This window comes from Sphingopyxis sp. YF1 (assembly GCF_022701295.1).
Taxonomy (GTDB): Bacteria; Pseudomonadota; Alphaproteobacteria; order Sphingomonadales; family Sphingomonadaceae; genus Sphingopyxis.
Map to the genome: position 1 here is coordinate 168,372 of NZ_CP033204.1, position 13,688 is coordinate 182,059.

Consider the following 13,688-nt stretch of genomic DNA (forward strand, 5'->3'; position numbering starts at 1 on the left):
CAACAACTACCCTAATAACCTGAATATATGGATATATAGCCCGAAGGCATGTGGCGGCGAAACAGGTTGCCGATGACACGGATAGCCTCGAGCTATAGGGCTTGGCCCGTTTTTTATGGGCTTGTCGTCCGTCGCCCGGATAGGGTCGAACCCTGCCGTCTTCATTCACCGTCGGGGAGGCCCTTTTGATCCAGCGCCGCGCATTTCTCTTGGCTTCGGTTGCGTTGATCGCGATGCCGGGAAGCCTTGCCGCAAAATCCCGGATCCATACCGGCAAGGGCGCGGCACGCGCCGTCAGGCTGCCAGGCGCGCGGGCGCCGATCGAGATCGTCGAGGATGAACTGGGCGTGCCGCACGTCCGCGCGGCCTCGTTGCACGACGCCTTCTTCGGCCAGGGCTATCTGGTCGCGCGCGACCGGCTGTTCCAGATCGACATGGAGCATCGCCGCGACATGGGACGGATGGCCGAAGCTTTCGGAGCGCGCTTCGTCGCCGCTGACAAGGCCGCGCGCCTCTTCCTCTATCGGGGCGACATCGATGCCGAACTGGCGGCGCTGCCGCCCGACGTGCTCGAATGCGCGCGCGGCTATGTTGCCGGGGTCAACGCCCGGATCGACGAACTGGCGGCCGACCCGGCGCAACTGCCGCTCGAATATGGCATCCTCGGGATCAGTCCGCTGCGCTGGGATGTCCGGGATCTGGTACGCGACCGGGGAATCTCGATGGGCGACGCCGACGACGAACTGCGCCGCGCGCAGCTTCAGGCACGGGGGCTGCTCGATGCCGAGCAGCTGATGTCGCCACTGCGCCCCTCCTGGTCCTTCACCGTCCCCGAGGGGCTCGATACGGCGGCGGTGAGCAATGCCGACCTCGGCCTGCTCGATCCCGCCAACCGGCCGGGGGGCTTCGAACCGTTGCAGGAGGCGCGTTTCGACCCCGAAACGCGTTGGGGTGACCGCTTCGCCCTCGGCAGCAATGCCTGGACCATCGCTTCGTCGCGCAGCGCCACCGGGCGTCCGATCCTCGCCAACGATCCGCATCTCGGCATCGGGCGGGCGAGTCCGCGGCACATGGTCCATCTCACCGCGCCGGGGCTCGACGTGATTGGCGCTGGCGCACCGGGGTTGCCGGGGATCATGCAGGGGCACACCGACCGCTTTGCCTTCGGCCGCACCAATTTCCACATCGACCAGACGGACCTGTTCATCCTCCGCACGAAGGAGGGCGATCCGGGCCGATACTGGCACAAAGGCGAATGGAAGGCGTTCGAGGCGCACGACGACGAGATTCGCGTCAAGGATGCCTCGCCCGAGCGCGTCACGCTGCGCTACGCCGACGGACGTCCGATCGTATCGGAGGATGCGGCGCGGAACCGTGCGGTGGCTTTCGCTACGGTGAGTATGCTGCCCGGCGCCAATGCGCGCTTCGCGATGATCGCGATCAATCTGTCGAAGGATTGGGCATCGCTGCGCAAAGCGTTCAAGCTGCACGTTTCGCCGACCAATTTCCATTATGCCGATATCGACGGCAACACCGGATGGCAGACGATCGGTTTCGTTCCGCGCCGCCCGAAGCACGACGGCCTGTTCCCGGCGCCGGGCGATGGCGATTTCGACTGGACGGGGATCCTGCCGGTCGAGGAGATGCCGCACGTCTATAACCCGGCCGAGGGCTGGTTCGCCTCGGCCAACCAGATGAACATCCCCGCGGATTATCCCTATCGCGAGCGGATCATCAGCTTCAGCTGGAGCGATCCCTTCCGTTACGACCGTATCGCCGAAGTGCTGCGCGTCCAGCCAAAGCACCGGATCGCGGACAGCATCGCGCTTCAGCACGATGTTCAGTCGCTTCCCGCGCGGGCGCTCGTCAAGCTGATGCCGGCGACCCCCTCGGTGGACGCCGCGCCGGCGGCCGCTTTGCTCCGGCGCTGGGACTGCGGGATCGAAGCCGACAGCGCCGCGGCGCTGCTCTACGAAATGGTGATGCCGGCGCTGTCGGAGGCATTTTACGACCGGATCATGCCGGCCGCGGCGCGCGACCTGATCCCGTCGGTCAATCTTGCGGAAATGTTGCGCATCCTCGCGTCCCCCGACAAGCGGCTGGGCGACGACCCCATCGCGGCGCGCGATGCGCTCGTCGACGGAGCGCTGGCGGCGGGATGGAAAAAAGCCGTCGAAGTCGGTGGACCGGACCCGGCCGGCTGGCGCTGGGGCGACCTGCATCGCGTGACGATCGCACACCCGATGGCATCGGCGAACCGGGCGATCGCCAGGGCCTTTCCAAAGATCGAGGGCGGCCGGTCGGGCGGTGACGGGCAGACGCCGATGGCGCGCGGTTTCAACTCCAAACGCGGCTTCGACGTGACGCATGGCGCGAGCTATCTGTTCGTGGCGGACGTCGGCGCGTGGGACAATAGCCGCTTCCTGCTGCTGCCCGGGCAATCGGCCGACCCGCGGTCGCCGCGCTATCGCGACTTCTATCCCAAATGGCTCGCGGGCGAGATGCAGCCGCTGTGGTTCAGCAAGGCGGCGGTCGACCGACATGCGACGGCGCGAACGATATTGGCGCCGGCCGCAGGGCAGCCGGCGTAATATGCGGACGGCCGGGGCAGCTAGAGCGCCTCGGCGATCGCGACGAGCGCGTCGTCGACCGCGGCGGTGGCCTGGCCGTCGGTCCCGTCGGGCATGTCGTTGGCGAGCGCCGAGAAGATCAGCGTTCGTCCGCTGCGTGTGACGAGATAGCCCGACAGTGCGCGCGAAGCGTTGAGCGATCCGGTCTTGGCGAACAAGCGCCCCTCGAGAAACGTGCCCTTGAAGCGGTTCTGCAGCGTGCCGTCGCGCCCGGCGACCGGCAGCGTGTCGCGCCAGGCCGCGGCCCACGGCTGGCGCGCGATCCAGCGTAACAGGCCGACTGCGGCCCGCGGCGTGATACGGTTGTAGGTCGACATGCCCGACCCGTCCGAAAAGTCATAGCTGGTACGATCCAGCCCGGCCTCGGCCATCACCCGCTGCATCACCGCCTGCCCGTCGGCGATCGAGCCGCTGCCCGCCTGTCGCGCGACGCGGCGCAGCATCAATTCGGTGTGGAGGTTCTGGCTCTCCTTGTTGATCCGCACCATATTCTCGGCGAGCGAGGGGGAAGGCAGTTCGGCGAGCATCGCGGGTTCGGCGGGCAGGACAACCGGCGCATCCTTGCGGGTTGCCGGGTCGTCGGCGGGGCTCAGTGGACGGTGGCGCACCGCGATCTCGCCATCGACGCGTACCCCGCGGGCACGGAGAAGTTCGGCGAGGCGCCACGCGGCATAATGCGCCGGATCGTCGATGCCGTACCGCAGCGTCATCGGCGGCGCGTCGACCCCGAGAGTCCCGGTCAGGCGCAGCGTGCGACTGTTCGGCATGCGGTCGGCGACGATCGCCTCATCCTTGCCCGGAACCGTCGTGACACGATTCTCGATGGTGTAATAGCCCCACGTCTGAAGCGCCGGTGCGGTGCCGATCGCGCCGGGCGCCACCCTGGCCACGAGTTCATTGTCGTCGAGCGTCAACGCCGACACGCCCGTACCGTAGCGCGACTGGATATTGTTCCAGCTCATCCCCGGGCTCCAGCGTTCGTCGGGGAACCAGCTGTCGTCGCCGATGACGTTGCGGACGTGGCGGGTCTTGGCCGCGACCGCATCGGCGAGCGTTTGCAGGCAATCGGTCGTGCAGTCGTCGGCGCTCGACAGGCGCGCGTCGCCGCGGCCGTGAAGGACGACGTCGGTCGCGCCGCCGGCGCCTGTTTCGAGCCGCACTCCCGCACCCTTGGCCGTGCTTTCGAGCAGCGGCAATTGCGCATAGGCGATGGCGGTCGTGAACATCTTGGTGTTCGACGCGGGAATGAAACGCTGGTCGGGCGCGATCGATACCAATTCCTCGCCGTCGAGCGTCGTGACCAAAAGTCCGAAACGCGTTCCCGCCGGTCCCTCTGCCAGCTTCTGTTCGGCCAGCACCGGCAGCGTCGTCGTTGCCGCCGGAGTCGCGGGGGTGCGGGCCTGCACGGGAGCAAGCGTCAGCAGCAGCACCGCCATCGCCGGGGCCAGATATGTCTTCGATGCCGTCATGTCGTCTCCCATGCGTCCCAGGCTGAAATGATCTGATCGCCCACCGCGGGGCGCAATGTCATGATGCCGCTGTCGGCGTGCCGGGTCGGATGCACCCGGTTGGTCAGCAGGGCCCAGGCGAGCCCGCGCTCGAAATCGATCCACAGGCCGGTGCCGGTAAAGCCGGTGTGGCCGATGGTATCGCGCGAGCAGGCGTCGCCGCCGTGCCATCCGGCGAAGGCGCGTTCCCAGCCGCAGGTGCGATGCCTTTCCTGTGCGGTGCGGACCTCGGCCAGCATCGCCTTCGACAGCATCGATCCGTCGAGCATCGCATGCGCAAAACCGAGCACGCCGTCGATCGTGCCGAACAGTCCGGCATGGCCCGGCGCGCCCCCAAGCGCATAGGCATTTTCGTCGTGCACTTCGCCCTGCATCACGCGCACGCGCCAGCTGCAATATTCGGTCGCGACTGCGGGGCCGGGCGGCGGGCCGAAACCGAGTCCCGTCCCGAGCGGCCAGTCCGAAAGCGCCGCGCCGGTGATCCGCTCGATTGCGATGCCGAGCAGGATGTAATTGATGTCCGAATAGACGGGCGGCCCGTGGCGCCATTCGCGCTGGAGCACGAAAGCGCGCAACCGCGCCGGATCGTCGCCATAGGTATAGATGGGTTCGACCGCGGGCAGGAAAGTCCGGTGCATCAGGCAGTCGCGAAAGGTCAGCCGTCGTTCGGCGGCGCCCGCGACGTCATATTGGCGCAGGTCGGGGATGGCGTCGGTCAGGGGACGGTCGAGATCGAGCCGACCCTGCTCGGCCAGCGTGAGGATCATTACGGTCGTCGCGATCACCTTGCTCAGCGACGCGAGATCGAACCAGTGGTCGCGCGTCAGCACCTCGCGGGCGGGGATCAGCGCCGCCATGCCGGCGAGGCGTACCGCGCTACGGCCGCGGGCATCGATGACGCCGAGCGTCGCGCCGGGAATCCGACCGCTCTCGACGGCGTCGAGCGCGGGTGCAAAGGCCCGGTCGCAGACGGTGTCGATCGTCATTCGGGCACGCGCGCCTTCACGCGGACGATCAGGGGAAGGAGGAAGATCGCGGCAAAGCTCAACGCGCCCGACAGCAGGAAGAAGCCGTCGTAGCCGATCTGGGTCTGCATCGAGCCCGATGCCCCTGCGAGCAGGCGCGGCAACAGGAAGGCGAAGCCCGACAGCAGCGCATATTGCGCCCCCGGATAGGCCGGGCTGACCAGCATCGACAGATAGATGACGAAGACCGCGCCAGCGAAACCGTTGCCGAATTGGTCGACCGCGACCGACGTGTAGAGCACGAAGGCCGACGGATCGCTGTGCCAGAGCCAGACATAGATCCAGTTGCCTGCCGCGGCGGTGACGGCGCCGATGCCGAGTGTCCAGCCGAGCGGCAGTCGCGTCGACAGAAACCCGCCGAGGGCAACCCCCGCCATGCTCGCCGACAGCGCGACCACGCCGTCGGCGATGCCGATCTGGTGCAGGCTGTAGCCTTTCTCGTTCCACAGCGGGTGCGACAGCGTCAGCGTCAGCACGTCGCCCATGCGATAGAGCGAGACGAAGGCGAGCACCGCGAGCACGGCATAACGGTAGCGCCAGAAGAGTTCGACATAGGGGGTGGCGAAACCGGCCTTCGCGGACAGGGCGCCCGCGGGCAGGCGGATGATCCGCGGCAACGCCAGCGCCAGCGCCACAAAGGGCAGCAGCGCGATGGCGAGAACGGCCGGCGTGACATTGGTCTTCGCCGACAGGCCTGCGCCTTGCACCGCGGACAGCAAGGTCCAGCCGACGGCGGCGGTGACGAGCGCGGTTGCGAGCAGGATGAGCAGGCTGGCGAGCGTGCCGCCGGCCAGCGCCGCCATGCGTCCGCCCGCACCTTCGCGTTCGGGGCGCATCGCGGCGAGGATCGGAAAGGGCAGGAAGGCCGCGAAGGCGATGACCAGATAGGCGATCGTCCAGTCGGCCCACGCCGCAACGAGGATCGCGCCGCTGCCTGCCGCCACCATCGCGCTGCGATACCCCCACAGGTTTGCGGCGACGATCGGCGCCTGTGCGGCCTGATCGGGCGCCAGTTCGATGCGCCATCCGTCGGCGGCGACCTCGAGCGTCGTCGTCCAGAAGGCGAGCAGGATCGCGAACAGCGCGGTGAGTGGCAGGCTCTTGTCGCTTGAGGTGAAGGCCATCGCCGCCATCGACAGGAAGATCCCGAGTTGCGAGAGCATGATCCACCCGCGCCGCCGCCCCCAGAAGCGCGAAAAGCCGGGCACGTCATAGCGCTCGACCAGCGGCGCCCAGGCGAATTTGAAAGTCGGCAGCAACGCGATCCACGCGAAGAAGCCGATGACGACGATATCGACCCCGTGGCGTGCGAGGCGCAGCGTCAGCACCGCGTTGAACATGTAGAAGGGCAGGCCGGCCGAAAAGCCGAGCAGCAGGTACAGCCCGAACAGGCGCCGGGCCGATGGTCTGGCCGATGTGTCCAAGGCCTCGCCTGCCCCCGCGAGGCCGCTCGCGTCGATCGCGGCAGCGGTCACGCGGCTGTCCCCGCCGGGGGCGCTGAGCGGGGAGACGGCGTTGCTTTCCCTTTCGGCGCTACGCGCCGGCCGCCACGAAACCCTGTCATCGATCCATTCGTCCCGATCGTCTCAACACCCGTCCAAGGCCAGCGTTTCTGTGTAAGTCGGAGCGGTCCGTCAAGTTCGGCAAGGCGTGCCGGCGCGGTCGCCATAGCTTTCAGTTATAACCCCGTGTCGTCTTTGAAGGCGCGCCGGTTCGAAACTTCTCGCATGATGCCGCCATCCCAAGCTGAGAGGCTTTCATGATCGCGAGTCCCTATCTTCTCTATCTCGGCCATGTGAACGACGAGGTCGGCATCAAGACCTCGCGCGGGCTGGCGGTGTTCCGGCCCGACGAATGCGTCGGCGAATTTCGTCACGACGATTGCGAACTGACGCTGGGCCTGCCGCGCATGGATTTTGCCGAAGCCGTGGCGGCGGGCGCAAGGACGCTCGTCCTCGGCATCGCCAACGCCGGCGGCAAGCTCGGCGACGATCTGGTACGCGACGCGCTCGCGGCGCTTGCGGCGGGACTCGATGTCGCGTCGGGTCTGCACAACCGGCTGCGCGACGAGCCTGTTCTGGTCGAGGCGGCGGCGCGCCACGGGCGCGAGCTTCACGACGTGCGCGATCCGCGATCCGATATTCCGGTCGGAAACGGCAAGCCGCGCGCGGGCAAGCGCCTGCTGACGGTCGGCACCGACTGTTCGGTGGGCAAGATGTACGCGACCCTGTGCCTTGAAAAGGGGATGCGCGCGCGCGGGCTGAAAGCCGATTTTCGCGCGACCGGGCAGACGGGCATCCTGATCGCGGGCAGCGGCGTTCCGCTCGACGCGGTGATCGCCGATTTCATTTCGGGCGCGATCGAGCAGATTTCGCCGGCACGCGACGACGACGGCTGGGATCTGATCGAGGGGCAGGGCTCGCTCTTCCACCCCTCCTTTGCGGGTGTCTCGACGGGCCTGCTGCACGGCGCGCAGCCCGATGCGCTGTTGCTGTGTCATGACCCGGTGCGGCCGCACATGCGCGGGCTTCCGCATTATTCGCTGCCCGGTCTCAAGGAAACGCTGGAGGCCAATCTTCAGGTCGCGCGACTGACCAACCCCGCGGTGCAGGCGGTGGGGATCGCGCTGAACACGTCCAAGCTTTCGCCGGACGAGGCTGCGCGCCTTTGCGCCGCGACGGCGGACGCGCTCGGGCTGCCGTGCACCGACCCGTTCGCCCACGGCGTGGACCCCATCGTCGACAGGATCATCGCATGTTTCGAACCATCGTCGCGCGTAGCGACGCCTTCCCTCTAGCGCGCCCCTTTCGCATATCGCGCGGGGTGAAGACGGTGGCCGATGTGGTCACAGTCGAGATTTCGGCCGGCGATGTCACGGGGCGCGGCGAGGCGGTGCCCTATCCGCGCTATGGCGAGACGATTGCCGGCGCGCTCGATGCCATTGCGGCGGCTGAAGGCGCGATCGCCGGCGGGGCGACGCGCGATGAACTGCTCGGCCTGATGCCCGCCGGAGCCGCGCGCAACGCAGTCGATTGCGCGCTCTGGGACTTCGAAACCAGGCTCACCGGCCGCAGCGTCACCCAGCGTCTGGGGCTCCCCGATATCGGCCCCACCCCGACCGCGATGACCGTCGGCCTCGGCTCGCTCCAGTCGATGTCGGCGGCGGCGCGCGAGCTCGCCGATTTCCCGCTGATCAAGATCAAGGTCGACCGCTCCGATCCCGAGGCGCAGATCCGCGTGGTGCGCGACGCGGCGCCGAAGCCGCGCGTCATCGTCGATCCCAATGAAAGCTGGACGATCGCCGAGGTCGAGCGGCTGCAGCCCCTGCTCGCCGAACTGCGGATCGACCTTCTCGAACAGCCATTGCCTGCGGACGCCGATGCGGCGCTCGAAGGCTTCCGGCCGCTCGTCCCGATCGCCGCCGATGAATCGGCGCATGTCGCGGGCGATGTCGGGGCGCTCGCGAGCAAATATCAGGTCGTCAACATCAAGCTCGACAAAACGGGCGGCCTGACCGGCGCGCTTGCGCTCGCGGATGCCGCCGCCGCCGCGGGGCTCGGCGTGATGACCGGCAGCATGATTTCGACCTCGCTGTCGATCGCCCCCGCGTTGGTCATCGCGGCGCGCTCCTCCTTCGTCGACCTCGACGGGCCGCTGTGGCTCGCGGCCGACCGCGCCGGCGGCGTCCACGGCGTCCAAGGTGTGTTGACACCGCCCGCTGCGGGCTTTTGGGGGACGGTCTGACGTCTTTGTAAAACAACCAGAACGGGGTGCCGCAATGATCCGCCATATCAAGTTCACCGCGGCAACGGTCGCGCTTCTTTCCGCGACCGCCTTTTTCGTTCCCCATGGTGTGGCCGAACCGCAAGGCGGTGCCGATCTCCTGCTGCGCGGCGGGACGGTCTATACCGGCGATGCCGCCCCCTTTCGCGGCGACGTCGCCATTCGCGGCGAGCGGATCGTCTATGTCGGTCCGAAGGCGCCGGGCACCGCGGTCCGGACCATCGATGCGACGGGGCTGATCGTCGCGCCCGGCTTCATCGACCCGCACGCGCATGTGAACGACGCGCTGGCGTCGAAGGACCCCGCGACGCGGCTGGTGCTGCCTTTCCTGACCCAGGGGGTGACCACCGCCTTCATCGGCGTCGACGGAGGCGGCAGTCCCGATGTCGCGCGCATCTTCGGAATTGCCGATTCCGGGGCAGGCGGCGATGGCGAGGCGGGGCTCGAACAATCCTCGCGCGACTTCGGCATCAATTTCGGGGCCTATGTCGGCCTTGGCGCGGTGCGTTCGCAGGTGGTCGGTGCCGCCGATCGTCCGCCGACGGCGGCCGAGCTCGGGCAGATGACCGCACTGGTCGACAAGGCGATGTGCGACGGGGCCCTCGGCCTGTCGACCGGGCTGTTCTATGCGCCGCAGAGCTATGCAAGGCGCGACGAGGTCGTTGCACTGGCCAAGGTCGCAGCGGCGCGCGGCGGTATATATGACAGCCATATCCGCGACGAATCATCCTATACGATCGGGCTGGCCGGCGCGGTCGAAGAGGCGCTCGCGGTCGGGCGCGGCGCCGGCATCCCGGTCCATATCGCGCATATCAAGGCGCTGGGCGTCGACGTCCATGGCCAGGCAGGCGCGATCATCGCGCGGATCGAGAAAGCGCAGAAGGCGGGGCAGGTCGTTCACGCCGATCAATATCCGTGGTCGGCCTCGGGCACCGGGCTGTCGGCGGCGCTGTTGCCGCGCTGGGCGCAGGACGGCGGACGCGCGGCGATGCTGGAGCGCTTCGACGATGCCGCTACGATGGCGCGCATGCGCCCCGAGATTGCCGAGAATCTTCGCCGCCGCGGCGGCGCGGCGGCGCTGCTCATCACCTCCGGCCCTGCGGCCTTCGAGGGCAAGACGCTCGAACAGGTGGCGACCGACCGCAAGATCGATCCTGTCGACGCGGCGATCCTCATCCTGAAGCAACGCGAGGCCGGCGTCGCCTCCTTCAATCAGGACGAAGCCGACATCGCCGCCTTCATGGCGCGCCCGTGGGTCGTGACCAGCTCGGACGCCTCGCAGGGGCATCCGCGCTACTACGCGTCCTACGCGCGCAAATATGCGACCTATGTGAAGGAAAAGGGTGTTCTCGATCTCGGTACCTTCATCCGGCAGAGCAGCTTCGCGACCGCGCGCCTGTTCGGGCTCGAAGGGCGCGGTGAGCTCAAGGCGGGGGCTTTCGCCGACGTGATCGCTTTCGATCCCGCGACCTTTGCGCCCCGCGCCGACTATGCGCATCCCGCGCTCTTCTCGACCGGCATGCGGTTCGTCACGGTCAACGGGGCGCTGGCGATCGAAAATGGCGAGCCCACGGGGCGAGCGGGCGGGTGGCCATTGCCGCGCAAGGCGGCCGGGGCCGGATGCCGATAGATTTGGCGACGATGGCGGCCGCCCGCTGCGGACGCCGGAACGGGCGGCGGGCCGAATTGTCTTGCCGCGCTGCGGAGTGCCGGTAACGATGGCCGGGATGAACCTGCGCCACATCGAGATATTCTATGCCGTCTATACCAACGGATCGGTCAGCGCGGCGGCGCGCGCGCTGAACATCTCGCAGCCGTCGGTGTCGAAGACGCTCCGCCACGCCGAATCGATCCTGGGGTTCCCGCTGTTCGAACGCGCCAACGGCCGCCTTGTCGCAACCGAAGACGCACACGCGCTGTTCGAGGAAGTCAGCGAAATCCAGGATCGCGTCCACGCGCTGCGCGAAGGCGCGCGCAATCTGCGGCGTGGTGCGGGCATGATGCTGCGCATATCGGCGCTGCCGTCGCTCGCGCTCGGGGTGCTGCCGGAAGCGGTCGCGCGCTTCCTGTCCGATCACCCGCATGTCAATTTCGACCTGCAGACGGTGCATCACGACGATCTTGTCCGCAAATTGCTCGAGCGCGAAACCGATGTCGCGATCGCGGTCGAGGTGCCGCAGAATGCGCCGATCGGCAGCCGCTGGCTGGGCGAAGGCGAACTGGTCGTCCTCTACCGCGAAGCCGAAATCCCCGATGCGCCGCCGCGGCTCGCGCTCGGCGACCTGCGCGAGCATCATTTCATCAGCGTCGCCGCCAGCGGCCCGATCGGTCAGATGTTCGTCGAGGAGCAGCGACGGCTGGGGCTCGAATTCGACCATGCGATGTCGGCGCGGACCTTCTACATCGCGACCGCGCTGGTGCGCGCGGGGGTCGGGCTGACCGTCGTCGACAGCTTCACCGCGCAGGCCGCGCTGGCGCCGGGGCTGGCGATCCGCCCGCTCACGCCGCCGCTGACGTTCGACCTGTACGCGATGTATCTGCACAACCGTCCGCCGACCGCGCTCGCGACCGACTTTCTGAAGCTCGTCGCGCAGGTCATCGACGATATATAGCGCGGGGTTATGGGGGAGCGTTCAATCACTATGCAAAGCGCGGCGCATGCCCGCCTAGTCTGCCAGGCCATGCTCCCTGGATCCGCCCTTCGCGCTATGGCCTCTACCGTCCTGGACTTTGTGCGGTGATGCGCCGCTGGTTCGCCATTCCGCTTTGGAAGCGCGTGCTCGGCGGGCTCGTCGCCGGGCTGGCCCTCGCGCTCGTCTGGCCCGAAGCCGCGCCGAAGGTGGCGGTGCTCGGCGATCTGTTCGTGCGCGCGATCCGCATGCTCGTCGCGCCGATCGTGCTCGTCACCATCGCCGCGGGCATCACCGCGCTCGCCGATCCGAAGCGGCTCGGGCCGCTCGGCGGCCGGACGGTCGGGCTGTTCGCGCTGACCACCGCCATCGCGGTGTCGGTCGGCATGGCGGTCGCGATGCTGATCGAGCCGGGCGTCGGCGTTCCCGTCGGCGACGCGGTGCCCAAGGCGCTCGGCGAACCCGTACCGCTCTACGACCAGCTTGTCGGCATCGTCCCGCTCAATATCGTCGAGGCGCTGGTGAAGGGCGACATGCTGGCGCTGATCTTCGTCGCGATCCTCGTCGGGGTCGGCACCGTGCTCGCGGGCGAGCCGGGCAAGCCCTTTGCCAATCTGCTCCAGTCGCTTTCGGCGGTGCTGCTCAAGATCGTCGGGCTGGTGATGGAAGCGACGCCGATCGGCGTCTTTGCGCTGATCGCCAATGCCGTCGCCGCCAATGGCGCGGCGGTCTTCGTCAATATCGGCTGGCTTGCGCTCGCGGTCGTCGTCGGGTCGCTGATCCAGATCGTCTTCGTGCACAGCCTGATCCTGCGGTTGCTGGCGCGGTTGCCGGTAATCCCCTTTTTTCGCGGTATCATCGACGCGCTGGTGGTCGCTTTTTCGACCGCTTCCTCTTCGGCGACGCTGCCCGTCGCGATGACGGTTGCGGGTCGCAATCTGGGGGTTTCGCCCAGCGTCTATTCGACCGTGCTGCCGCTCGGCGCGAGCATCGGCAAGGACGGCACCGCCATGTATGTCGGGCTGCTCAGCATCTTCAGCCTGCAGGCGTTCGGGTTGCCGATCGACGCGGGCGTGCTCGCGATCGTGCTGCTGACCGGGGCGCTCGCCGCCTTCGGCACCGCGCCGGTGCCCTCGGCGTCGCTCTTCATGCTCACGGCGGTGCTGTCGGCGGTGGGCGTCGCGCCCGAGCAGACCGCGCTGATCGTCGGTTTCGTGCTGCCGTTCGATCGCCTGCTCGACATGACGCGCACGGTGCCGAGCGCGAGTGCGAACCTGACCGTCGCGACGACGGTCGCGCGCTGGGAAGGCGAACTTGATGAAGCGGTCTACCGCGCGCCGCCGCAGCGCTGAGCTATTCGGCGCCCTTGCGGCGGTAACGGAAATACCAGACCTCGTGCCCCTGCGCGCGGGCCTTGGCTTCGTAGCGTGTTTCGGGCCAGCCTGCGGGGCGGGTCAGGAAGTCCTTCGCGTCCTTCGCCAGCCATTCGAACTGATGGCGATGGCGGCGCATCACCATCAGCGCATGCTCGAGATAGACGGGATGGTCGGTGCCAAAGCGGAATTCGCCGCCGGGTTTCAGCTTCGCGGCGATCAGGTCGAGCGGGCCGTCGTTCATCATCCGCCGCTTGGCATGGCGTGCCTTGGGCCAGGGGTCGGGGTGGAGCAGATAGGCGAAGCTGAGCGCGCCGTCGGGGATGCGGCGGAGCACCTCGAGCGCGTCGCCATGATGGATGCGGACGTTGCCGAGCGGGAGGCGGGCGCCATGATCGCCCGCGACATGGACGAGCGCCTGTGCGACGCCGTTGACGAAGGGTTCGGCGCCGATGAAGCCATGGTCGGGCAGCATGTCTGCCCGCCCCGCCATATGCTCGCCGCCACCGAAGCCGATTTCGAAGTGGAGCGGGCGATCATAGCCGAACAGCCGTTCGGCGGTCACCTCGCCCTCGGCGGGGACCGCGATCTGCGGCAGCAGCGTGTCGATCAAGTCTTGCTGGCCGGCGCGCAGGGGCTTGCCTTTGGCGCGGCCGTAGAGGCGGTTCAATGTGGTCGGATCACCGGGCTTGTGGGCTGTCATGCCGCGCGCGTTAGCGCGGGACGCGCCGCCGGGAAA

At 67.9% G+C, this 13,688-nt stretch carries 10 protein-coding genes; 6 read left to right on the forward strand and 4 right to left on the reverse strand.

Going from position 1 to position 13,688, the window contains the following annotated elements; translation table 11 throughout:
* Nucleotides 1–185 precede the first annotated feature (185 nt).
* Nucleotides 186–2,591: a penicillin acylase family protein gene (locus tag EAO27_RS00910; RefSeq protein WP_242776152.1), complete on the forward strand. Its 2,406-nt coding sequence runs from the start codon at nucleotides 186–188 to the stop codon at nucleotides 2,589–2,591.
* Between the two features lie 20 nt (nucleotides 2,592–2,611).
* On the opposite strand, the gene dacB is transcribed toward EAO27_RS00910, so the two are convergent.
* Genes dacB through EAO27_RS00925 form a run of 3 tightly spaced genes read right to left on the reverse strand, consistent with a single transcriptional unit; the run spans nucleotide 2,612 to nucleotide 6,638 of the window.
* Nucleotides 2,612–4,099 (reverse strand): D-alanyl-D-alanine carboxypeptidase/D-alanyl-D-alanine-endopeptidase, encoded by a 1,488-nt coding sequence (gene dacB / locus EAO27_RS00915; protein ID WP_242776155.1) that lies wholly within the window; start codon nucleotides 4,097–4,099, stop codon nucleotides 2,612–2,614.
* On the reverse strand, nucleotides 4,096–5,124 hold the full coding sequence (locus EAO27_RS00920) for a serine hydrolase domain-containing protein (protein ID WP_242776158.1): 1,029 nt from the start codon (nucleotides 5,122–5,124) through the stop codon (nucleotides 4,096–4,098). Before EAO27_RS00920 ends, dacB begins: the two co-directional genes overlap by 4 nt.
* Nucleotides 5,121–6,638: a permease gene (locus EAO27_RS00925; protein ID WP_242776160.1), complete on the reverse strand. Its 1,518-nt coding sequence runs from the start codon at nucleotides 6,636–6,638 to the stop codon at nucleotides 5,121–5,123. The genes EAO27_RS00920 and EAO27_RS00925 overlap by 4 nt, the downstream gene beginning before the upstream one ends.
* A 284-nt stretch (nucleotides 6,639–6,922) precedes the next feature.
* Here EAO27_RS00925 and dgcN point away from each other — a divergent pair, with 284 nt between their 5' ends.
* The 5 genes from dgcN (at nucleotide 6,923) to EAO27_RS00950 (ending at nucleotide 12,928) form a co-directional block, all read left to right on the forward strand.
* Nucleotides 6,923–7,960 (forward strand): N-acetyltransferase DgcN, encoded by a 1,038-nt coding sequence (dgcN, locus tag EAO27_RS00930; RefSeq protein ID WP_242776163.1) that lies wholly within the window; start codon nucleotides 6,923–6,925, stop codon nucleotides 7,958–7,960.
* A complete protein-coding gene (gene dgcA / locus EAO27_RS00935) occupies nucleotides 7,918–8,907 on the forward strand; it encodes an N-acetyl-D-Glu racemase DgcA (RefSeq protein ID WP_242776166.1) in 990 nt (329 codons plus the stop codon). The genes dgcN and dgcA overlap by 43 nt, the downstream gene beginning before the upstream one ends.
* A gap of 34 nt (nucleotides 8,908–8,941) precedes the next feature.
* Nucleotides 8,942–10,576: an amidohydrolase family protein gene (locus tag EAO27_RS00940; RefSeq protein ID WP_242776169.1), complete on the forward strand. Its 1,635-nt coding sequence runs from the start codon at nucleotides 8,942–8,944 to the stop codon at nucleotides 10,574–10,576.
* Nucleotides 10,577–10,673: 97 nt separating this feature from the next.
* Nucleotides 10,674–11,558: a LysR family transcriptional regulator gene (locus EAO27_RS00945; RefSeq protein WP_242780374.1), complete on the forward strand. Its 885-nt coding sequence runs from the start codon at nucleotides 10,674–10,676 to the stop codon at nucleotides 11,556–11,558.
* 128 nt (nucleotides 11,559–11,686) lie between these two features.
* Nucleotides 11,687–12,928 carry a dicarboxylate/amino acid:cation symporter gene (locus EAO27_RS00950; protein ID WP_242776172.1) on the forward strand — a complete coding sequence of 414 codons (1,242 nt, stop codon included), beginning with the start codon at nucleotides 11,687–11,689 and terminating at the stop codon, nucleotides 12,926–12,928.
* 1 nt (nucleotide 12,929) lies between these two features.
* Here EAO27_RS00950 and EAO27_RS00955 read toward each other — a convergent pair whose 3' ends face one another.
* A complete protein-coding gene (locus EAO27_RS00955; protein ID WP_242776175.1) occupies nucleotides 12,930–13,652 on the reverse strand; it encodes a tRNA (guanine(46)-N(7))-methyltransferase TrmB in 723 nt (240 codons plus the stop codon).
* Nucleotides 13,653–13,688: the final 36 nt, after the last annotated feature.

Bases quoted from the DNA above. Each gene is read 5' to 3' on its own strand.
- dgcA (WP_242776166.1), top strand. From the start codon at position 7,918: ATGTTTCGAACCATCGTCGCGCGTAGCGACGCCTTCCCTCTAGCGCGC.
- dgcN (WP_242776163.1), top strand. From the start codon at position 6,923: ATGATCGCGAGTCCCTATCTTCTCTATCTCGGCCATGTGAACGACGAG.
- EAO27_RS00950 (WP_242776172.1), top strand. From the start codon at position 11,687: ATGCGCCGCTGGTTCGCCATTCCGCTTTGGAAGCGCGTGCTCGGCGGG.
- EAO27_RS00940 (WP_242776169.1), top strand. From the start codon at position 8,942: ATGATCCGCCATATCAAGTTCACCGCGGCAACGGTCGCGCTTCTTTCC.
- EAO27_RS00955 (WP_242776175.1), bottom strand. From the start codon at position 13,652: ATGACAGCCCACAAGCCCGGTGATCCGACCACATTGAACCGCCTCTAC.
- EAO27_RS00945 (WP_242780374.1), top strand. From the start codon at position 10,674: ATGAACCTGCGCCACATCGAGATATTCTATGCCGTCTATACCAACGGA.
- EAO27_RS00920 (WP_242776158.1), bottom strand. From the start codon at position 5,124: ATGACGATCGACACCGTCTGCGACCGGGCCTTTGCACCCGCGCTCGAC.
- dacB (WP_242776155.1), bottom strand. From the start codon at position 4,099: ATGACGGCATCGAAGACATATCTGGCCCCGGCGATGGCGGTGCTGCTG.